Below are 21,593 nucleotides of genomic sequence, written 5' to 3'. Positions count from 1 at the left end.
GCGGGCAGGCGGGACTGCTCGGAAGGAACCGGGGAACCCCTTGAACAGCAGCAAGCACACGGAACTGGCGAACCACGCCTGGTCCGTCGCCGACCTTCTGCGCGGCGACTACAAACAGTCCGACTACGGCAAGGTCATCCTGCCGTTCACCGTGCTGCGCCGCCTGGAGTGCGTCCTGGAGCCGACGCGCGACGAGGTCGTCGCGACCGTCGCCAAGTTCGCGGGCCAGGAGATGGACCCTGGCCACTTCCTGCGCCGCGCTTCCGGCCACTCCTTCTACAACAAGAGCGACCTCACGCTGCGGAAGATCGCTGCCGACCCGCAGAACGCGGCGAAGAACCTGCAGATCTACGTCGGCGCCTTCTCCGACAACGCCCGCGAGGTCCTCGACAAGTACGAGTTCAACCAGCAGGTCAGGAAGCTCGACGGCGCGAACCTGCTCTACCAGGTCATCGGCAAGTTCACCGACCTCGACCTGCATCCCGATGTCGTGCCCAACCACAACATGGGCTACATCTTCGAGGAGCTGATCCGCCGCTTCGCCGAGCAGTCGAACGAGACCGCGGGTGAGCACTTCACCCCGCGCGAGGTCATCAAGCTGATGGTCAACCTGCTGGTGGCCCCCGACGCGGACGCGCTGATGCTGCCCGGCGTCGTGCGTACGGTCATGGACCCGGCCTGCGGCACGGGCGGCATGCTCAGCGCGGCGGACGACCGCATCAAGGCCCTCAACCCTGGCGCGACGGTCGAGGTGTACGGGCAGGAGCTCAACCCCGAGTCCTGGGCGATCTGCCGGTCCGACCTCATGATCAAGGGCCAGGACCCGGAGAACATCGCCTTCGGCAACTCCTTCAGCGACCCCGGGCACTCCCGAAAGAGGTTCGACTACCTCCTCGCCAACCCGCCGTTCGGCGTGGAGTGGAAGAAGGTCAAGGACGAGGTCGAGTACGAGCACAAGTCGCTCGGCGACGCGGGCCGCTTCGGCGCGGGCCTGCCACGCATCAACGACGGCTCGTTCCTCTTCCTCCAGCACATGATCTCGATGATGAAGCCGGTCGACGTGAACGGTGGGGGCGGCTCCCGCATCGCCATCGTTTTCAACGGCTCGCCGCTCTTCTCGGGCGCGGCCGAGTCCGGTGAGTCCAACATCCGCCGCTGGATCCTGGAGAACGACTGGCTGGAGGCGATCGTGGCCCTCCCCGACCAGCTCTTCTACAACACCGGCATCTCGACCTACTTCTGGATCCTCACCAACCGCAAGGACGCCGACCACAAGGGCAAGGTCGTGCTGCTGGACGCGCGCGATTACTGGCAGAAAATGCGCAAGTCGCTGGGCGACAAGCGCAAGGAGTTGGGCGACGGGACGAACGGCCGCACCAACCACATCGGCGACATCACGCGGCTGTACGCGGAAGCCGTCCAGGTCGCCAAGGACCCCGCGCACCCGCTGCACGGCAAGGTCAAGGTCTTCGCCAACGAGGACTTCGGCTACCAGCGCATCACCGTCGAACGTCCGCTGAAGCTGCGCTTCGACGTTACGGAGGCGACGTTGGCGGCGCTGGCGGAGTCCAAGCCGGTGGCGAGGCTGGAGCGGAGCGAGGAGTTCGTGGCGGCCCTGCGCCCGTTGCTCGGCTCGTCGTGGATGACGAAGTCCGAGGCGTTCATCGCACTCAAGGACGCGGTCGTGGCGGCCGGCCTGACGTGGCCCTCCGGTGCGCCCTTTGCGAAGGCGGTACGGGAGGCAGTCGGGGTACGGGATGCCGAAGGCGAGGTCCAGAAGATCAAGGGCGCGCCGGAGCCGGATGCGGACCTCCGGGACTACGAGAACGTCCCGCTCGGCGAGGACGTCGAGGACTACCTCAAGCGCGAGGTGCTGCCGCACGTCCCGGATGCTTGGATCGACCACACGAAGACGAAGATCGGGTACGAGATTCCGGTCACTCGGCATTTCTACGTGTACGAGCCGCCGAGGCCGTTGGTGGAAATTGATGCGGAATTGAAGTCACTAGAGGCGGAGATTCAGGCTCTGCTGGGGGAGGTGACAGGGTGACGAAGGCTACGCTGCCACTCAAGGCTTTCGCTGAGGAAGCGCAGACAGGGCCATTTGGTTCGCAACTGCATTCGGAGGAGTACATCGAAGACGGAGTTCCGGTCATCAATCCGTCCAACATCAAAGATGGGCGACTAGTTGCTGATCGATTTTCAACAGTTAGTGAGGAAACCTCACATCGTCTGAGAGTGCATCGTCTCCGCGCCGGTGATCTAGTGTTCGCGCGCCGAGGAGAGCTTGGGCGTGCCGCTGTTGTTTCCGGACGAGAAGAGGGATGGCTATGCGGTACAGGATCTATTCGGGTACGCGTGAATCATGACCAACTAGATCCGCATTTTGCTGGATACGCATTGCAGAGCGCTGAAATTCGGAGCTACTTCGAGCAGCGAGCTGTCGGCAGCACCATGGGGAATCTAAATACGACGATTGTTCTTGGCGCCCCCATCCGAAATGCTCCGTTGGAGGAGCAGCGGCGCATTGCCGACTTCCTCGACGTCGAGGTCGGGAAGATCGACGATCTAATTTCCAAAAAGCTTCGCCTTATTTCGCTCATGGAAGAGCGAATTAATAGCCGCATCCTGGAACAGGTGGGAGCGAGTCAACTTGTTCGGTACTCGACGGGTACTCCTGTTCTGCCGATTCGCCGAATCCTGATCAAGGTGATCCGGCCAGCTGTCAAGAACGAGGGTATTGTCACCGCCTTCAGGGATGGTCAGGTGACGGAGCGTGGCCAACGGCGGGCTGAGGGGTACACTCTCTCCGCGTCCACGGAGGCGCAGGGGCAATACGTCCAAGCAGGGGACGTGGTGGTCCATGGCCTTGATGGCTTTGCTGGAGCTATCGGAACGTCGGAATCGAACGGGAATTGCAGTCCCGTTTACCATGTGTGCGTCCTGTCCGGGGATGGTGATGCGCATTTCATGGGTAGATTCCTTCGACTTCTTGCCATCCAGGGATACCTGGGAAATTTTGCAACTAGCACGCGGGAGCGGGCGGTTGACTTTCGCAACTGGGACCTCTTCGGAAGAATCCCCGTCCCCGTTGTCCCGGCGCCAGAGCAGCGGGAAATTGGCGCGTGGATTATCAAGCTGCGCCCACTCCGCAATGCAGTTGAGCGCTCCAAAGCGCTGGCGGCCGAACGTCGCCAAGCCCTGATCACAGCCGCCGTAACCGGCCAGTTCGACGTAACTACCGCCAGCGGGCGCAACGTAACGGGCGGAGTGCCGCGATGAGCCCCATCCACACCGAGTCTGCCTTCAGCGACGCAATCGTCGCTGCCCTGGTCGAGCGTGGCTGGCGCGAGGCACGCCCGCAGGACTACCGGGCCGATCTCGGCCTGGACACCAACGAGTTGTTCACCTTCATAGGGGCCACCCAGCCCGACGAATGGAACGAGCTGCTGACCGTTTACGGCAGCGACCCGAACGAGGCCCAGCGCGGATTCGCCGGTCGCGTCGACCAGGCCATCGCCACCAACGGCCTCTTGGACGTCCTCCGCAACGGCGTCAAGGACCGCGGCGTCCTTCTCCGCGTCGCCTACTTCAAGCCGAACCTCGTCGCCCACGATTCCATCCTTGACGGCTACAGGGCCAACCGCCTCACCGTCGTCCGCGAACTCGAGTATGCGACGAAACAAGCGGACTGGGGCAACCGGCTTGACCTCACCCTCTTCCTCAACGGAATCCCCGTCGCCACGGCCGAGTTGAAGAACCCGCTGACTAAGCAGGGCGTGGAGCACGCAAAGGAGCAGTACCGCACCGACCGCGACCCGACCGAGCTGATCTTCACGCGCCGCGTCGTGGCCAACTTTGCCGTGGACCCGGACCTGGTCTTCGTTGCCACCCAACTCAAGGGCAAGAACACCCGCTTCCTCCCCTTCAACACCGGCTCCAACGGGCCCGGCCAGCCGGGCGGCGCCGGCAACCCGGACCCGACCGCCTTCGGCATGTACGCGACCTCGTATCTCTGGGAGCAGGTCTGGCAGCCGGACAACTGGCTAGACCTGCTCCAGCGGTTCGTGCACCTGCACAAGAGCAAGACGCCCGGCGGCGGCAGCACCAAGACGATGGTCTTCCCACGGTTCCAGCAGTGGGACGCGGTCAAGAAGCTCACCGCGCACGCCGCCACCCACGGGGCGGGGCACGACTACCTGGTCATGGCTTCGGCCGGCTCGGGCAAGTCGAACACCATCGGCTGGCTCGCTCACCGCCTCAGCGACCTGCACACCCCCACCGACCCCGGCGAGCTCGACGCTGAGGCCGTGGCCAAGGGCCTCAAGCCGGGCGTGCCGGTCTTCGACAAGGTCATCGTCATCACCGACCGCCGCAACCTGGACGCCCAGCTCCGCGAAACCGTCGGCAATTTCGAGCAGACCGCAGGTCTCGTGGTAAAGATCGACGAGAAGCTCGGAGCGAAGGGCGAGCAACTCGCCAAGGCCCTCTCCCGCGACACGGGGAAGATTGTCACGGTCACCCTGCACTCCTTCCCGGCGCTGCTCGACTACCTCCAGCGCAACCCCACCGAGATCCAGGGCAGCCGGTTCGCGATCATCGTGGACGAGGCGCACTCCTCGCAGTCCGGCGACGCCGCCACCGCCGTACGGTCCGCACTGCGCGACCTCGGCCTGGACTCCGACTCGGACGACGAGGGCGCGACCACGGTCAAGGCCCCGGCCGCCACCCTCGACGAGCAGCTCAGGAAGAAGGCCGAGCAGCGCTCTCGCGCCGCGAACCTCTCCTATTTCGCCTTCACTGCCACGCCCAAGGCCAAGACCCTCGAACTCTTTGGCACACTCCAGGACATCGACGGCAGGGCGACCTACCGGCCCTTCCACACATACTCCATGCGGCAGGCGATCGAGGAAGGGTTCATCCTCGACCCGTTGCGCAACTACGTCACGTACAACACGTACTGGAAGCTGGTGAACCGGAACCCCGACGAGCGGGAGGTCGACCCGTCGAAGGCGAACAGCCTGCTCGCCCGGTACGCGCTGACCCATGACTCGACGGTTGCTCAGCACGCCCAAGTGATCGTGGAGCACTTCGTGGCGCACAGCCGTGGTCGCATCGGCGGGCGGGCTAAGTCGATGGTCGTCACCGCCTCGCGGCAGTCCGCCGTGCAGATGGCGCGAGCGATCAAGAGCTACATCAAGGACCGGGACTACGACACCAAGTACCCCGACCTGGGCGTCCTGGTCGCTTTCTCGGGCTCGCTCACCGTCGACGGCGAGGAGACCACTGAGCCGAAGGAGAACGGCGGCCTGTCGGAGAGCGCGCTGCCGAAGGCGTTCGCGTACACGCGCGCCGACGACAAGGCGGTCCGCGCCGGCGGCGCGGGCCAGCGGGAGTACAAGATCCTGGTCGTGGCGGAGAAGTACCAGACCGGTTTCGACCAGCCGCTCCTGACGACGATGTACGTCAACAAGACGCTGGCCGGCATCTCCGCTGTCCAGACGCTGTCCCGGCTGAACCGGACCGCCGAGCGTAAGTCCCAGGCAGACCTGGCCGTGCTGGACTTCGTCAACGAGGCCGAGGACATACAGGATTCCTTCCGCCCGTACTTCGAGGAGGCGATGACCCTCCCCTCCGACCCGAACCTGCTCTACACCGCGCAGAGCCGGGTCATGCAGGCGCCGATCCTGTCCGGGCAGGAGATGGACGAGTTCGCTGCCGCGTACTTCGCCGCCAAGGAGAAGGCAGCAGGCTCACAGTCCAAGTGGGAGAAGCTCCACGCCGAGCTCTACCGGCTGCTTTCCCCCGCCGTGGCTCGCTTCTCGGCACTCCTCGAAAGCGAGGATGAGGACGACCAGGAGACGGCGGAGGACTTCCGCGCCGACCTCAACGACTACGTCAGGAAGTACGGCTTCCTGGCGCAGATCGTCCCCTACCGGGACGCCGAGCTGGAGCGGCTGCACCTCTACGGCCGCTACCTCCTCAACCGGCTGCCGCGCCGCGCGGACGGCGGCGTGGACATAGGAGAGATCGACCTCAGCCATATGCGGGTGGAGAAGACCGGCGAGTACGACGTCTCCCTCACGGCAGAGGGGGCGACGATGATGAAAGGCTTTGGTGACGGCTCGGGTGGCGCGAAGGAGGAGGAGAAGTCGCTGCTCTCCCAGCTGATCGACAAGTTCAACGAACGCTTCGGCACGGAGTTCACCGAGCAGGACGTCATCCGGCCATTCGAGGAGGCCAAGGCCGACCCCAAGGTGCGGGCGGCGGCCGTCGTCAACGACGAGGACAACTTTGGGCTCGTCTTCGACAACGTCTTCGCGGACAAGATGGCCGACCACATCGACACCATCGCGGGCATGGGCCGCCAGTACTTCGGCCCCGACAAGGGCTTCAAGTCCAGCCTGGACCGCAGTGCCCGCAAGGCCGCGTGGCGGATGATCCGCCGCGAAGAGGGCCTGGACGACGGCGTCTGATGCGTATGCCCCGGCTGGACGTGCCGGCCGGGGCGCCCTTTGGAGAACGTCGTGAGCACAGCCGGACCACTGCACGGAGCTGGTCCCGCGCCCCGAACGTACCCCCGACGCCGTCCGCGTGGTGCTCGCCCGGATCGCCCCTCACCGCCTGGACGAGATGGAAAGCACAAGGAAGAAGCACTCGCCGCCGCCATTCGGGCCAGCAGGATCGGGCACCTCAAACGGCATTGGATCTGCATCACGGTCCGGGGCCAAGCGGTATTCACCGCAGTGGGCGGTTCCTTCAGCCCGTCGCCCAAGGATGTCCCTTGAATCTTCCACAGACCTCGGCGAACGCGTATTCTGCTTCATGATGTTCCTCCCGGGAGACTCACCAGCACTAACTAGCGTCCCCTGGACGGGAGTTACGCCACTCACCGTAGCGACCCGGCGAATCTGGCTGAGGTCACAGCGGGAAGCTACAAGGAGTTCGTCGCCCAGCGGCGCAGACTCATGGCCGCGATCATGCGGGACTGCTTCCAAGCACTCTGATACTGAGGTGACGACATGATTCTCTCTGCTTACGAACAACTTGAGTGGGACCGACTCCAGAAGCGAAAGGCGGATTCCCTCAACAAGCAGGCGAGGAACCTACTTCCGCAGTCGGCCCGGGACCGACTCGCTTCGCTCGGCCAGAAGGCGATGAACACCCCGGGTGCCGACAAAGTGGTTGCCGCCTACGGCGGAGCCGCAAGGGGTCTCGGCAAGGCTGTGGGAGACACCGCAAGCCGGACAGTGAGCAAGAGACGAGTCGTTGAGCAGTTTCGACGTGCCGGACACGATATCGCCGGGTTGGACGAGATCCGCGAGCTCGACCTGCGGGTCGTCGATGACGTCGCGAGGCACAATTTGGTTCGGTACGGCCACGCGCTCTCGGCAGCGGCAACTGGCCTTGGATCCGCTGCAGCCGTGACAGGCGGAGAGGTGCTCGCCAGCGCCGGAACAATCGCCGGTGCAGGGGCGGGTGCCGCACCCGGATTCGGAACCGTAGCCGGGGCGATGGCCGCCGACACTGCAATGATGCTCGCCCTTGCCACTCGAACGGTCGCCGCCACAGCTCTCTACTACGGCTACGGCCCAAACGATCCCGAAGAGGAACTCTTCGTGATGTCCGTGATTGCTCTCGGAATGTCCACGGGCACATCCGCGAAGACGGCCGCGTACGCCGAACTGTCTCAACTCACCCAGTTGCTAGTAAGGAACGCTCCTTGGGCCAAGTTGAACGAGAAGGTTCTCACCAAGATCGCCCAGACCTTCGCAGCGAAGTTCGCGCAGCAGCTACCGAAGAAGAAGCTCGGGCAGTTCGTGCCCATCGCTGGCATGGCTGTTGGCGCTGGGCTGAGCTACATGCTCATCGATCGAATCGCTGTTTCGGCGCGCGACGCGTATCGCGAACGCTTCTTGATCGAGAAGTCAGGCGGGGACCTGACCGGTGACCCGAACTACGGCGACGCCGACCTCGCGCAGGACGATGACGCGATCGGCGTGATCGAACTGCTCCGGGAGGAGGATGCTCTGCCGACGTCTACCCCGTCCGACGCCGAGGACCAGTCGGCCAACTGAGCTCGGCGAAATACCGCAGTGATACCGCAGCAGAACCGTTAGAGACCCGAATCAGCCGTCGCCGACCCCGTGGGTGCCCGGCCGCCTGTGCGACTGAGCGCCCACGAGGGTTACGAATGTAGGGCTCAGATGGTCTGGTCGGCGGCCAGCCGAACGAGCCCGGCCCATGCTTGGGGGGTGACTGTCAGGACCGGTCCGGACAGGTCCTTCGAGTCCCTGATGAGTACGGCGTTCAGGGCGGCTGCGACCTCCAGGCACTCACCACCCCCGCCGCCGCTGTAGCTGCTCTTGAACCAGGCCGACTCCGGCACAGACGCCTCGGCGCGCTGAACGCTCATTTCTCTCCCAGCAGTTCCTCGATGAAGGCCAGCGACTCACGAGGGGTGAGCGCCTGTGACCGGAGGATGCCATATCGGGCGTTGAGCTCACGGATCTTTCCGACGCTGGTGTAGAGGCGGCTGTCGTCCTGGACCTCGGTGTACGCGATACGTCGACCCTCGGCGGTGTCAATTAGGTTGAAGGGTCCGCTCAGCCCAGCATGGTCCTCTCGGTCAGTCGGCATAAGCTGAATCTCCACGTTGCGGTTCTGTCCAACCAGCAGGATCTGCTCCAACTGCCCACGCAGCGTTGCCCGTCCACCGATGGGCTTGCGCAGCACCACTTCCTCGATGATGAAGCTCAGCAGTGGGGCTGGGCGGCGAGTGAAGACGTCCTGCCGCGTCATTCGGGCTGCCAACCGCTGTTCAATGACGTCGTCATCCAGCAGTGGGCGCTGCATCTGGAAGACGGCCCTCGCATACTCCTCCGTCTGCAACAGGCCCGGCACAGCGTGAGCCGCGTACACGTACAGGCCGACCGCACCGGCCTCCAACCGCGCCATGTCCCGGAAGAACGCCGGATACTGTGCCCGCCCCACCTCCTCCGTCAGCGCCTTGAGGACGCCCCCGGCGTCCAGCACCTCGTCCGCGCGGTCGATGAACCTGGGGGAAGGGATCCGCCGTCCCTGCTCGAAGGACGCGATCGACTGGGCCGCGTAGCCCGTGAGCTTCCCGAACTCCGGCCGTTCTAGGCCCGCCCGGACCCGCAGCAGCTTTAACTGCCGCCCGAACGCCGTCACCACGCCAGACCCTGGCTCGTCCTCCGGCCTCGGCCCGGCGTCTTCCCGTACGCCATCGCCCTGTTCCATCGGCACCGCCTCCCCGTTCCAACGCCGCGCCCCGAGTCGCGTCACGCGGTACGCCGCGTACACCTCACCACCCCGCCGCGTACAACCCGCACGCGGCGGTGCGTCACCACTGGTCACGCTACGCCACCGCCGGAACCGTTGAGGGCATGAACGATGAGACCAATCCCCTCTCCGGCATCGTCAATCCCGCTGTCCCCACCCTCCACTTCGCCATGCGGTTCAGCTCCACCCCGCGCGGTGCGCGACTCGCCCGGCGTCTTGCGGGGCAGCGGCTCGATGCTTGGGGCATCCCCTACGACTGCGACGCCCACCACTGCCTGACGCTGATCGTCGCCGAGCTCGCTGCGAACGCCGTCCGGCACGGCCGGGTCCCCGGTCGCGACTTCCACCTCTCGCTAACCTCAGCCGTGGCCTGGGACGCCACGACCGTACGCATCGAGGTCACCGACACCCGTACCGAGCGCGTACCCGTCGTCGTAGGAGCAGTGACGGAGGTCCGCGACTCCGGACGCGGGCTGCTCCTCGTGGAGCACCTCGCCCACCGGTGGGACTGGCACCCGCGCGCCAACGGCCCCGGCAAGACGGTCTGGGCGGAGTACGTCCTGCCGACGAAAGGCTGACCGGTCACCGCGCACTCGCACCTCGCAATCGCTGGACGGAAGATCGACGTAGCGGTATGACTTGACCCCTGACTGTGACCGTTCCACACGCACACCGGGGGCACTGTGCCGCAGGAGGCGATCTCCGACCGCTACGAGCTCTTGGAGGAGCTCAGCCACGGCGGCATGGGCGATGTGTGGCGCGGCTATGACGCCGTGCTGGACCGGCCGGTCGCCGTGAAGCTGATCCGGCAGGCTTCGGTCATCTCCCCGCAGTTGGCCGAGGAGTTCGCCAAGCGGTTCAAGCGCGAGGCCCGCATCACCGCGCGCATCCAGCACCCGGGCGTGCCGCAGGTGTACGACGCGGTGCTCGACGAGTCGTACGAGCGGCTCTTCCTCGTCATGGAACTGGTCGACGGCGTACCGCTGTCCGCCTACATTCACCCCGGCCGCCCGCTGCCGGTCAGCTGGGCGGCCGCCGTCGCCGCGCAGGTCGCGACCGTGCTGTCGTACGCGCACGACGTGCCGGTCATCCACCGCGACCTCAAGCCGGGCAACATCCTCGTCGCCCGCGATGGCACCGTGAAAGTCCTCGACTTCGGCATCGCGGCGATTCTGCGCACCGACGTCACCAAGCTGACCGCGACGGGCAGCCCCATAGGCACCCACCAGTACATGTCCCCCGAGCAGGTGCGCGGCGGACGCATCACCCCGCAGACCGATCTGTACGCGCTGGGCTGTGTGCTGCACGAACTCCTCAGTGGGCACCTTGTCTTCGAGGCGGACAGCGAGTACCTGGTGATGTACCAGCACGTCAACGCCGCCCCCACCCCGCTGCGGCAGCTGCGGCGCGATGTCCCCGAGGCGCTGGAGGAACTGGTCCTGCACCTGCTGCGCAAGGCGCCGGAGGCGCGGCCCGCCGACACGCAGGAGGTGTACGCGCGGCTGCTGCCGTTCCTTCCACCGCCGGGCCAGGAGCCGGGCGCGGCCGACGCCGGGCCGGCCGGTGCTCCCGACCCGACGGGAGTCTTCCGTCACCCGTTCGCACCCCGGGCCCGCACCCAGGCCCCGGCGGCCGGTGGCCTGACGCCGACGGCCGTCGACCCGGGGGCCCAGCCGGTCCCCGTCCCCGCCCAGCTGCGTGAGGACATCAAGGCGGCGTACGCCCATTCCAACGCCCTCCTGGAGGAGGAGCGCTTCGCGCAGGCCGCTGAGGTGCTCGGCGAGGTCATCGAACCGGCCGCGCTCGCCCTCGGCTCCGAGAGCAAGCCGGTCCTCGGGCTGCGCCGCCAGCGGGCAGCCATCCGCCTCCTTGGCGGTGACTACCGGGCCGCTCTGCCCGAGTTCGACGCGCTCGCCGACGCGTACGCCCGCATCGCCGGACCCACCGGCAAGCAGGCTCGCGCCTGCCGCGCCCAGGCCGCCCGCTGCCGTGCCGAACTCGGCCAGGTCACCGCCGCACTCGCCGCGCTCCAGGGCGTGCTGAACGTCGTACGGACCGTCGACAGCGACGTCAGCGAGGAGGCCGTGGAGCTGCGGCACAACATCGGGATGCTGCTCCTCGCCCAGGGCCGGGCCGCCGAGGCCCGGCAGGTCCTCGAACCGCTCCACCAGGACATGTGCATGGTGTTCGGCCCCGACGACGAGATGACCGTCGAGATCGCCGAGGCACTCGCCGTGATCCGTCTAGGCCTCGACGGCGATAGCGGCGCAGCAGCCGGCGACGCCGACGGATGAACCGCTCGCACACCCGCAGCCACCGGACGCACGCAGCGCACACGCAGAACGGGACCCCATGCCGCATCTCACCTTCGACATCGGCTTCTGCGCCCAGCTCGGGTCGCCTACCCGAGGGGCGCGTGGGCGAACGGCGGCCGGGTAGGCGGTTGGGTGCCGGAGGACGTACGGACCGGTACGCCGACGATGTCCACAGGAGGCTTCCATGGAGCTCAGGATCGTCAATCGGAGTGGGAAATTCCGTCCCCCGCGGCTGGTGGAGCCGCCGGCCTCGGGGTATCTGCACTTGGCCGCCGCGGTCGAGCCGCCGGCCGGCCGGATCCCGCGACCAGGCAACAGCCCGAGCAAGGAGGCGCTGCTCGGCACGCTCAAGGCCGCCGCGGGCGATCTGAACGGCGCGACCGCGGTGAAACGGGCCAGCGTCTACCGGGGGCTGACGGTGCCGCCGCCCGTCGGGTTTGCCCGGCAGGCCGGGCACCCGGCGCGGTACGACGTGGTGATGCTGGTGGAGACCGAGTCGCAGGACGACATCGAGGAGGTGCGGGGCAGCCCGACGTACAAGGACGTCCTGGGCCTGCTGGAGGACACGTCGGCGGATGTGCACACCATGGCCGCGCGCTGCCGCAAGTGCATCGGGGACGTGGACCGCAGCCGCCAGGGTCTGTTCCTGTTCAACTACTTCGTGGGCGCGGACCCGGAGGTGTCGTACGAACTGTGGGACCACCTCGCCGGCTGGTTCACCGCCGAGACCGGGCTGGACAACTCCCTGCTGCTGGAGCCGCTGGGCGAGGCCGACTACCTGTTCGTCAACCACGCCCGCTGGGACCTGGCGGCGCCGGCGCTGGCCGTGCGGCAGTTCACCAAGCCCAGCTTCTACCGCTACGTACTGTCCAACCTGCGGGTCAACAGGACCGGAGCGATGCCGTTGCTCTACCACCTCGCCTGACAGCGCGGACAACGGACAACGGACAACGGACAACCAGGAGCAGGGAGGCGCCGCCATGGACGACAAGCGGTCGGAGGAGCCGGGCACGGACACCGGTGTTCCCAAGGACCCGCCAGAGCCGCCCGACACCGCCAGGCGTGAGGACGAAGTCGTCCAGGTGCCGGGCACGGCCACGGAGGACGGCGAGGCCGAGGAGCCCGAGCCGCCCGACTGAGGCGGGGAGACCGTCCTACCGGGCGGTGACGGGGCTGACCTGGAAGATGTTGGAGCAGACCCGCCACCGCGCGGGGATCAGAACGGAGCGGTGGGAGCCCGGCGGGTACACCCGCAGGTAGGTGCCGGTCGGACGGCAGGGGCCGCCGATGGGGCCGTTGGCGGTCCGGATGACGGCGGTGACGGTGTGGCCGCGGGTCACCCTGACGGTGCGGTAGGACTGGCCGCTGTGGGTGGCGGCGGGGCCGATCTGCCGGTGGGCGGCGTTCAGGACGCTGACGCCGGGGTAGCCGCGCAGGGTGCAGCTTCTGGTGCTGGTGTTGGTGAACCGGATCGACCAGTACAGCGAGCCCGCCGCCGCGTCCTTGCGGCCCATGGACAGGTGCAGGTCCCTCACCGAGCAGGTGCGTGGGCCGGGGGCCGCTTGGGCTTGGACGGCGCCGAGGGCGGCGCCTCCGCTGGCGAGCACGGCGGTCAGTGCGACTGCTGCGGCGCGTTGGGAGAGGGGGAGCATGGCACAACACCTCCACTGCGATTCATGCTGCTTTGCGTACATATCTAACGACACGTGACGATATCGGATGGTTGCTTATGTCGCGAGATCGGGACCGTGGCACCGGATGCGCGTCACCCACATGGCGGGCAGCGCCGTGAACACCGCCGCCAGGCCCGCGCAGACCGCCGTCACCGCGCCCATCGCCCGCCAGGGGACGACGGCGGGGGAGCCGACGCCGAGCAGTGCGAGGGCGCAGCGCAGGGCGGTGAGGTTGAGGAGGGTGACGGCGGTGCCGAGGAGGGCGCCGGTGGTGACGGTGAGGAGGGATTCGGCGGTGAGGAGGCGGAGGATCTGGGGGCGGGTGGCGCCGGCGAGGCGGAGGAGGGCGAGTTCGGGGGAGCGGTGGGAGGTGGCGAGGGTGAGGGTGTTGGCGAGGGAGATGGCGGCGTAGAGGAGGGAGAGGCCGAGGACGAGGAGGAAGCCGAGGCGGGTGTAGCGGTTGGTGCGGGGGTGGGTGGCGGCGAGCCAGGCGGCGGTGGTGCGGACGGTGGCGTCGTAGGGGGCGGCGGCGTGGCGGAGCCGGGTGGCGGCCGCGGCGGAGGGTGCCTGCACCTCGATGCGGGTCACGGCGGCTCCGGGTGCGTTGCGCGGGGTGACGTAGGCGGCGTTGTCGCCGGTGCCGGTGCGCATGACGGCGACGATGCGCAGGCTCCGGTGGGTGCCGTCGGCGAGGCGGAGGGGGACGGAGGCGCCGAGGGTGTGCCGCTCCCATTCCTGGGTGACGATGATGCCGGCGTCGTCCAGGTCGGCGACGGACCCTGCGGCCAGTGGCAGGCGGGCGACCTGGGCGAGGGCGGCGGGGTCGGCGGCCCAGGCCTCGGTGCGGACTTCGACGAACCCCTCCTCCAGGACGGTGAGTTCGGTGGCGGCCAGGGGGAGTGCCGGCGCGCCGGGCACGTCGAGCCGGGCGGGCAGCCGGTCGCCGGTGAGGACGTAGTCCGTGGAGGCGGTGCGGGACCGGGCTTCGGCGGCCTTGGCGGCGCCGATGGTGGCGGCGGAGCCGAGGAGGGAGCCGGTGAGGCCGACCATCACCAGGACGGGCGCCGCGACGGCGGACGTGCGGCGGATGCCGGCCGAGGCGTTCTCCCGGACGAGCCGGCCGGCGTACGCGGTCAGCCGGGCCGGGGCCCAGGCCAGTGCCCGCAGCAGGGGGCGTACGAGGACCGGCGCGAGCAGCCCGACCGCCGAGATCAGCAGCATCGGCTGCCATGTGTACGTCTTCCGCTTCAGCAGGTCCCCCGGGTCGAAGCCCAGCCGCCACCCCGTCAGCCCCGCCGCGCACACCGCCAGCCCCGCGCCCCACGCCCACCGTCCCGCCGTCATGGCCTGCTCCTCCACGGCCGCCTCCCGCAGTGCCTCCAGAGGCCCCACCCGGCCCGCCCGGCGGGCGGCGGCGTACGTCCCGGTCAGCGCGACCGCCAGCCCCGTCCAGAAGGCGGCGTGCAGCGGCCAGGTCTGATGGCCGATGGCGTACGAAGCCGGGGCCAGCCCGTGTGCGATCGTCCACCGGGCCATCAGCGGCGCCCCCGCCTTCCCGAGTGCGCACCCGGCGGCCGAGCCGGCCACCCCGACCGCAGCCGCCTCCGCCAGCACGAGCCGCCGCAGCTGGCCGCGCGTCGCCCCGGCCAGCCGCAGCAGTCCGAGCTCACGGCGGCGCGCGGCGATGGCGTACGAAAAGGTGGAGGCGACGACGAAGGCCGACACGAAGGTCCCGATACCGCCGGCCGTGCCCAGCAGGGCATTGAGCGCAGCTGTGTCGGAGGCCGCCAGGCCGAGGCCCGTCATGGTCATCAGGGCGACCCCCAGGGCCACCGCCAAGAGTGTTCCCAACTGCGTTGGCCAACGGCGCCGTAGCGACCGCATCGCGATTTTCAGCATGCTCGCAAGCCAAGCGCCGGGCGGGCGGCCGGTCAGCGGGGCGGGGGCGAGTGGTGAGGGTATGGCCAGCCCTACCGCGCGGGGAGCGGGCCTCTCCTACGGTGGCGGGATGCGGATTCCCTGGCGGCCGGCCGCCTACCTGCTCAGCGGAGGTCTCACCGGCGCCGCCGCCTTCACCGTCATGCTGTTGCTCGCCGCCGCCGGCACCGCCCTCGCGCCCGTGCTGGTCGGCCTCCCCCTGCTGGCCGCCCTCGCGCTGTCCGGCGTGCCGTACGCGGCCGTCGAACGCCGCCGGCTGCGCCTGCTGGACCCCCAACCCGTGGCCGACCCCCACCGGGACCCGGACCGCACCGGCATCACGGCCTGGGCGGGTACGCGGTTCGGGGAGCGGGCGACCTGGCAGGAGCTGGGGTACGCGGTGCTCGCCGCCACCGTGCTGTGGCCGCTGGAACTGCTGGCGGTCGGCGGAGCCTTCGCGGTGCCGACGGATCTGCTGGCGACGCCGTTGCTGCTCGCGGCGGACGGTGAGCAGGCCAACCCGCTGAAGCTGCACGCCGTCACGGGATATCCGGCGGCGCTGGCGTGCGCGGCGGCAGGCCTGCTGCTGCTCCCGGCGCTCCTGTACGCCCTCGGCCCGGTGGCCCGGGCCCGGGCGGCGCTGGCCCGGTGGCTGCTCACGGCGGGCGGGACGGCGGAACTGGCCGCCCGGGTCACCGAACTGACGACGTCCCGGGCCCGGCTGGCGGCGGCGTTCGACGCGGAACGGCGCCGGATCGAGCGGGATCTGCACGACGGGGCCCAGCAGCGGCTCGTCGCGCTGTCCATGACGCTCGGGCTGGCCCGGCTGGACGCGCCGGCCGGCAGCCCGATCGCCGGTCAGCTGGCCAAGGCGCAAGCCGAGGCAGGGCAGGTGCTGGCGTCCCTGCGGGAGCTGATCAACGGCATCCATCCACAGGTGCTCACCGACCGGGGGCTGCCGGACGCGCTCGCGGACGCGGCGGACCGCTCGCCGATACCGGTGGAGACACAGGTGGACCTCCCCGGGCGGCTGCCGGAGGAGGCCGAGTCGGCCGCGTACTTCGTGGTCTGCGAGGCGCTCGCCAACGCGGCCAAGCACAGCGGTGCGAGCGGCGTCACCGTCACCGGCGGCCACGACGGCTCGCGGCTGACCGTCGAGGTGCGCGACGACGGCCGGGGCGGCGCGGACGCCGCGCGCGGCACCGGGCTCACGGGACTGGCCGACCGGGTCGCCGTCGTGGACGGCAAACTGACCCTGACCAGTCCGACCGGTGGCCCGACCCTGCTGCGCGTGGAGATCCCTTGCACCCTCCGCTCCCTTCGCACCCTCCGCTCCGAATAGTCCTCGCCGAGGACTCCGTCCTCCTCCGGGAAGGCCTCGTCGGCCTGCTCGCCCGCTTCGGGCACGAGACGGTCGCCGCCGTCGGCGATGCGGACGCCCTCGAAGCGGCCGTCGCCGAGCACGGTCCCGACATCGTCGTAACCGACGTGCGCATGCCGCCCGGCCACTCCGACGAAGGCCTGCGGGCCGCACTGCGCATGCGCGAAAACCGTCTGCGCGAAAACCGGCCCGCCCTCCCCGTCCTGGTCCTCTCCCAGTACGTCCAGCGCTCCTACGCCGCCGAACTCCTCGACTCCGGCGACGGCACGGCCGTCGGCTACCTCCTCAAGGACCGCGTCGGCCACATCGAGGACTTCCTCGACGCCGTCACCCGCGTCGCCGCCGGCGGCACCGTCATCGACCCCGAGGTCGTACGCCACCTCCTCGCCCGCCGCCGCGACCCCCTCCAGCGCCTCACCGCCCGCGAACGCGAAGTCCTCGCCCTCATGGCGGAGGGCCATTCCAACGCCGAGCTCTCCCGCCGCCTCTCCGTCACCGACGCGGCCGTCGGCAAGCACATCGGCAACATCCTGATGAAGCTCGACCTCCCGCCCGCGCAGGAGACCCACCGCAGGGTCCTGGCCGTGCTGACCTACCTGAGGTGCTAGCCTCCCTCGAACAGGTGGGCGGTGCGATTTGTACGCCGGAGCACTACTCGAACGTAATGTGACTGCCCGTTATCGAACTGTGTGTCTCGGCAGGTTGACAGGCTTCTATGGGACCAACAACGATGCGTGATGCGCCTGTGGCTTCAGTGCCCAGGGCTTGCTAGACCACTCCTGCTCGGCACTGCTTCCGGCCTGCTCTCGTACGGGGAGAGCGGTCGGCCCCCCTCGCGTTGCCGGGCCACGTATCGCCAGATTGGTAACTGCATGTCCATATCGAGACGTGTCACCATGCGGCGGCTGCTCGGCGTCAGCGCCGCAGCTCTCGCTCTCTCCGTCGCGGGCTCCACCGCCGCCTACGCCTGTGAAGGCGGCAAGGGCTGGGACAAGGGCACCCCGGCCGGTTACAAGCCGGGCAACGGCGGAGGCACCAAGACCTCCACCGACAAGTGCGAGTTCTCCGTGGACGGCACCGCCTGGTACTCCTCCGTCAAGGTCGACGAGGTCAACCTCAAGCCCGCAGACGACGGCAAGGTCCACGTCCAGGTCCGGACCGCCTCGGACTCGGCGTCCTGCACCGCGTCGCTCGCCTCGTACCGCACGCACGGGCCCACCTGGCAGACCTCGGGCAAGCAGGTCTTCCACGACTGGGACACCGTGTCGGTGAAGGCCGGTCAGACCGACACCCTCGACGTCGCCTTCCCGGACGTGAGCTGCTACGCGCAGATCGACCTCTACTACGGCAACACCAAGTACGACGGCAACTACAACGCCAACGACGGCTACACCCACGGCGACCTGCCCGAGGGCCCGGACCACGCGGTCATCGGCGACAAGAAGATCGCCTGGTGGAACGGCGGTACGAAGGACTGCACCACCCAGACGGTCCCCTCGGACAGCCCCACTCCGACGCCCACGCCGTCCTCGGTGGAGTCGACCCCGGCCACCTCCGAGTCGGCGACCCCCAGCCCGTCGGAGTCCTCGGCCTCGCCGTCGGACTCGGAGTCGACGACCACCTCCTCCGCCTCCGCCTCGGAGTCGACGACCACCACCACCGGTGACGACCTCGCCGAGACCGGCAGCAACGGCACCGGCGTCATCGCCGGCGGCGCCGCGCTGCTCCTGGTCGCGGGCGGCGGCGTACTGTTCGCCACCCGTCGCCGTCAGGCGGCCCGCCGCCACTGACGTACGTCAAAGGCAGTGCGAGGGGCGCGTCCCGGCCGGGGCGCGCCCCTCGCGCATGAGTGACTGAGCGCGACGGAAGCCAACCGAGCTTCAACAAACAACAACGCGCTCTAGCCTGCGGTGTGCGCGAATTGGAAGAATCCGTCCCCAGACCGCACCAACGCTCCGGGGGACTTGATGAAGGCATCGGGGGAGAGCGTCCTCTGCGACGATCGCTATCCGACAGTGGACGAGGTGACCGCGTCAGCCCGCTCGCTGGCGGTCCGGATGCCATCGCTCTGCCGGCTCCGGCAGGTCGGCACGTCCCGGGGCGGAGAGCCGCTGTGGCTGCTGTCCATAGGCCACGGCCGCCGCAACGTCCTGGTCGTGGCGGGCCCGCACGCCAACGAGATGATCGGCGGCGCCACCGTCGTACGGCTCGCCGAGCGGGTCACCACCGAGCAGCCCCGGCTGCTGGCCGGAGCGGACGCGTCCTGGCACTTCCTGCTGTGCGCCGACCCGGACGGGGCCCGGCTCAACGAGGCGGTCCCGGAGACCGAGTTCACGATGCTCGGCCACTACCGGCACTTCTTCCGGCCGTGCGCCGCCGAGCAGCCCGAGTGGCTGGCCGCGGACGGCCGCCTCAATGACGCCCTGCCGGAGACTCAGGCGCTGATCCGGGTCATCGACGAGCTCCGCCCGGTGCTGCAGGTGTCGCTGCACGGCATAGACGTCGGCGGGAGCTTCGTCCAGCTGACCCACGACATACCCCGGCTCGCCGAGCGCATCGCCAAGTCCGCGGCCGAGTTCGACATCCCCCTGGAGGCCGGTTCCTCCGACGCCTTCCACTGGCCCAGCCCCGGCCCCGGCGTCTACGTCATGCCGCCGCCCAGCAGATACCGCTCCCGCGAGGACGCGGACAACTCCACCTGGACGTACATCCAGCGCTACGGCGGCGTCACCGCCATCGCCGAAGTCCCCATGTGGGCCTGTGACCGCGCCGCCGACACCTCCCCGCACCCCGACGCCGGCGCGGCCCTGTGCGCGGCCGGCGACGCCCTGCGGCACGGCAGCCACGTCGTCAGCCGCCTCATCGCCGAGGTCCGCCCCCACCTCGCCGACCGCGACGGCGGCCCCCTGCTGCGCGCCGCCGCCGAGATCGCCGCCGTCGGCCCGATCCTCGCCGCCGACTGGGACCCGTCCCTGCGCGGCTCCGCCGCCCCGCCGCTGCCGCCCATGACCCGGGCCCGGGTCAGCAGCGTCGAGATCTACACGCAGCGCCTGCCGCTGCGCGCCGCCTCCATGCTGCTGCGTTTCGTACGCGGCATCGAACCGGTGCCGCCCCTCACCGAGTTGCGCGGCCGGCTCGAACACCTCGTCACCGACTGGTGCCGGGCGTACGAGACGGCCCACCGCGCCCGCTGGATCCCGGTCCGCCACCAGGCCGAGCAGCACGCGCGTGCGGCGATAGCCTGCTTCGAATTGCTGGGCTGAGGCGGCCCGGTACGGCGTAGGATCCGCCGGTGGACATACCCCCGCCTCCTCCGCCGCCGCCCTCGCTCCCGCCCTCGCCGGAGGAGCCGCAGCCCAACTCGCCGTACGGCCCGCAGCCGGGCGCGCCCTACGGTCCGCCCGGCCAGCCGTACAACTCCGCGCCCGCGCAGGGTGCGTACGGCCCCAACCCGCCTTACGGGCCCTATCCGCCCCCGCCGTACGGCTACTACCCGCCGCCGCCCCCGCTGCCTCCGTTCAGCGGCCTGGCGATCGCCTCCTTCGTCGTGGCGATGAGCTGCGTTCCCCTGCTCGGCGCGGTCTTCGGCATCATCGCGCTGAGCCAGATCCGCCGCCGCGGCCTGAGGGGCCGGGGCTTCGCGATCGCCGGGACGGTGCTCAACAGCCTGTGGACGCTGTTCATCGCCGCGATGATCGTCCTCGGCTCGCTCGGCTACCTCGACGACGACTCGACCGATGTCCAGTACCTCTTCCGGGGTGAATGCGTCAGCGCCGCCGGCGGGCTGGAGGGCCGGTCCTCCGTCGATGTCGTGCCCTGCTCCGACCCCCACGACGGGGAGGTGTACGCGGTGGTGACCGGGGCTCAGTTCCTCAGCGACGACGGCGGCTATCCGGGCGACGACCTGATGCGCCGGTACGCGCAGGACCGCTGCGGCGCGATGGAGGACGACTATGTCGGGGACGCCTCGCAGCTGCCGGCATCGGTCGACGTCTTCTACTACACACCCACCCGCAGTGACTGGTCCCACGGCGATCAGAAGGTCATCTGCCTGCTCGGCGACGACGACGGCGGGCTCACCGGATCGCTGGAATCCGGCTCCTCCTCGGGCTCGTCGTCCGGCTCGTCCTCGGACGATGCCAGCGTGTAATCAACTGGCCAGGACTTGCGGGCGACCACCCTGAGTTGCGAAGCTGTTGCAGTCAGTCAACCCGAGGGAGGGGCCCCGTGCCTTTCGGTGAGCAGCCCGCATACCTTCGCGTCGCCGACGATCTGCGGCGCAAGATCCTGGACGGCACCCTCCCACCGCACACCCGGCTCCCCTCCCAGGCCCGCATCCGCACCGAGTACGGGGTCTCCGACACCGTCGCTCTGGAAGCGCGCAAGGTGCTGATGGCCGAGGGCTTCGTCGAGGGCCGCTCCGGTTCGGGGACGTACGTACGCGAGCGCCCCGAGCCGCGCCGCATCGTCCGCACCGGCTACCGCCCGGGGGCCGGCCAGTCCACGCCCTTCCGCCAGGAGCAGGGCGACGAGGGCTTCAAGGGCACCTGGGAGTCCACCAGCGTCCAGGACTCGGCCACCGCCCGGATCGCCGAGCGGCTGGGCATCCGGCCCGGCGACCGGGTGATGCGCACCCGCTACCTCTTCCGCTCCGAGGGCGAGCCCATGATGCTCTCCGTGTCCTGGGAGCCGATGGCCGTCACCGGCCGCACCCCCGTCCTGCTCCCCGAGGAGGGCCCGGTCGGCGGCCAGGGGGTCGTCGAGCGGATGGCCGCGCTCGACCTCGTCGTCGACAACGTCTCCGAGGACATCGGCGCCCGGCCCGGCCTGGCCGAGGAGACCTCGGTGCTGGGCGGGGTGCCGGGGCATGTCGTGATCGAGATCCAGCGCACGTACTACGCCTCCGGCCAGCCGGTGGAGACCGCCGACATCGTGATCCCGGCGGAGCGCTACCGGGTGGCGTACCGCATGCCTGTCAAGTGATGACCGTTCCCGACTGAT

18 protein-coding genes are annotated in these 21,593 nt (G+C 69.1%); 14 read left to right on the top strand and 4 right to left on the bottom strand.

All coding sequences use genetic code 11. From position 1 onward, the window contains the following. Positions 1-40: 40 nt before the first annotated feature. From OG607_RS16080 to OG607_RS16065, 4 genes are all read left to right on the top strand, one after another. Positions 41-2,050 carry an N-6 DNA methylase gene (locus OG607_RS16080; RefSeq protein WP_405723795.1) on the top strand — a complete coding sequence of 670 codons (2,010 nt, stop codon included), beginning with the start codon at positions 41-43 and terminating at the stop codon, positions 2,048-2,050. Further along, on the top strand, positions 2,047-3,282 hold the full coding sequence (locus OG607_RS16075) for a restriction endonuclease subunit S (protein ID WP_405723793.1): 1,236 nt from the start codon (positions 2,047-2,049) through the stop codon (positions 3,280-3,282). The genes OG607_RS16080 and OG607_RS16075 overlap by 4 nt, the downstream gene beginning before the upstream one ends. Next, complete coding sequence (locus tag OG607_RS16070; RefSeq protein WP_405723792.1) at positions 3,279-6,476, top strand: type I restriction endonuclease subunit R; 3,198 nt, start codon at positions 3,279-3,281, stop codon at positions 6,474-6,476. The genes OG607_RS16075 and OG607_RS16070 overlap by 4 nt, the downstream gene beginning before the upstream one ends. A 546-nt stretch (positions 6,477-7,022) precedes the next feature. Next, on the top strand, positions 7,023-8,078 hold the full coding sequence (locus tag OG607_RS16065; protein ID WP_405723791.1) for an EcsC family protein: 1,056 nt from the start codon (positions 7,023-7,025) through the stop codon (positions 8,076-8,078). 125 nt (positions 8,079-8,203) lie between these two features. Here OG607_RS16065 and OG607_RS16060 read toward each other — a convergent pair whose 3' ends face one another. Both OG607_RS16060 and OG607_RS16055 read right to left on the bottom strand, forming a co-directional pair. After that, on the bottom strand, positions 8,204-8,416 hold the full coding sequence (locus tag OG607_RS16060; RefSeq protein WP_405723790.1) for a DUF397 domain-containing protein: 213 nt from the start codon (positions 8,414-8,416) through the stop codon (positions 8,204-8,206). Next, positions 8,413-9,264, bottom strand: a complete 852-nt coding sequence (locus tag OG607_RS16055; protein WP_405723788.1) for a helix-turn-helix domain-containing protein — start codon at positions 9,262-9,264, stop codon at positions 8,413-8,415. The genes OG607_RS16060 and OG607_RS16055 overlap by 4 nt, the downstream gene beginning before the upstream one ends. A 146-nt stretch (positions 9,265-9,410) precedes the next feature. Between OG607_RS16055 and OG607_RS16050 the strand changes: the two genes are divergently transcribed. From OG607_RS16050 to OG607_RS16035, 4 genes are all read left to right on the top strand, one after another. Next, entirely contained in the window at positions 9,411-9,884 is a 474-nt protein-coding gene (locus tag OG607_RS16050; RefSeq protein WP_405723787.1) for an ATP-binding protein, read from the top strand. A 105-nt stretch (positions 9,885-9,989) separates the two neighbouring features. After that, entirely contained in the window at positions 9,990-11,600 is a 1,611-nt protein-coding gene (locus OG607_RS16045) for a serine/threonine-protein kinase (protein WP_405723785.1), read from the top strand. Positions 11,601-11,805: 205 nt separating this feature from the next. Next, positions 11,806-12,546 (top strand): hypothetical protein, encoded by a 741-nt coding sequence (locus tag OG607_RS16040; RefSeq protein ID WP_405723784.1) that lies wholly within the window; start codon positions 11,806-11,808, stop codon positions 12,544-12,546. Positions 12,547-12,601: 55 nt separating this feature from the next. After that, positions 12,602-12,760, top strand: coding sequence for a hypothetical protein (locus tag OG607_RS16035; RefSeq protein WP_405723782.1), 159 nt, complete (start codon positions 12,602-12,604; stop codon positions 12,758-12,760). 15 nt (positions 12,761-12,775) lie between these two features. On the opposite strand, the gene OG607_RS16030 is transcribed toward OG607_RS16035, so the two are convergent. Together OG607_RS16030 and OG607_RS16025 are read right to left on the bottom strand one after the other, a co-directional pair. Then, complete coding sequence (locus OG607_RS16030) at positions 12,776-13,273, bottom strand: DUF4232 domain-containing protein (protein ID WP_405723780.1); 498 nt, start codon at positions 13,271-13,273, stop codon at positions 12,776-12,778. 75 nt (positions 13,274-13,348) lie between these two features. Then, complete coding sequence (locus OG607_RS16025) at positions 13,349-15,127, bottom strand: FtsX-like permease family protein (RefSeq protein ID WP_405723779.1); 1,779 nt, start codon at positions 15,125-15,127, stop codon at positions 13,349-13,351. Positions 15,128-15,302: 175 nt separating this feature from the next. On the opposite strand from OG607_RS16025, the gene OG607_RS16020 reads away from it, so the two are divergent. From OG607_RS16020 to OG607_RS15995, 6 genes are all read left to right on the top strand, one after another. Further along, positions 15,303-16,553: a sensor histidine kinase gene (locus OG607_RS16020; protein ID WP_405723778.1), complete on the top strand. Its 1,251-nt coding sequence runs from the start codon at positions 15,303-15,305 to the stop codon at positions 16,551-16,553. After that, positions 16,514-17,200: a response regulator gene (locus OG607_RS16015; protein WP_405723776.1), complete on the top strand. Its 687-nt coding sequence runs from the start codon at positions 16,514-16,516 to the stop codon at positions 17,198-17,200. The genes OG607_RS16020 and OG607_RS16015 overlap by 40 nt, the downstream gene beginning before the upstream one ends. Before the next feature lie 264 nt (positions 17,201-17,464). Beyond that, on the top strand, positions 17,465-18,382 hold the full coding sequence (locus OG607_RS16010; protein ID WP_405723774.1) for an LAETG motif-containing sortase-dependent surface protein: 918 nt from the start codon (positions 17,465-17,467) through the stop codon (positions 18,380-18,382). 234 nt (positions 18,383-18,616) lie between these two features. Continuing rightward, entirely contained in the window at positions 18,617-19,855 is a 1,239-nt protein-coding gene (locus OG607_RS16005) for a M14 family zinc carboxypeptidase (RefSeq protein ID WP_405723772.1), read from the top strand. A gap of 29 nt (positions 19,856-19,884) precedes the next feature. Continuing rightward, a complete protein-coding gene (locus OG607_RS16000) occupies positions 19,885-20,742 on the top strand; it encodes a DUF4190 domain-containing protein (RefSeq protein WP_405723770.1) in 858 nt (285 codons plus the stop codon). Between the two features lie 77 nt (positions 20,743-20,819). Continuing rightward, positions 20,820-21,575, top strand: coding sequence for a GntR family transcriptional regulator (locus tag OG607_RS15995; protein WP_405723768.1), 756 nt, complete (start codon positions 20,820-20,822; stop codon positions 21,573-21,575). Positions 21,576-21,593: the final 18 nt, after the last annotated feature.

Origin of the sequence: Streptomyces sp. NBC_01537, from assembly GCF_045040445.1 — a bacterium.
In the GTDB taxonomy this organism is placed as follows: Bacteria; Actinomycetota; Actinomycetes; order Streptomycetales; family Streptomycetaceae; genus Actinacidiphila.
Note: the sequence above shows the minus strand (reverse complement) of the source record. Positions and strands in the feature narration are given on the sequence as shown.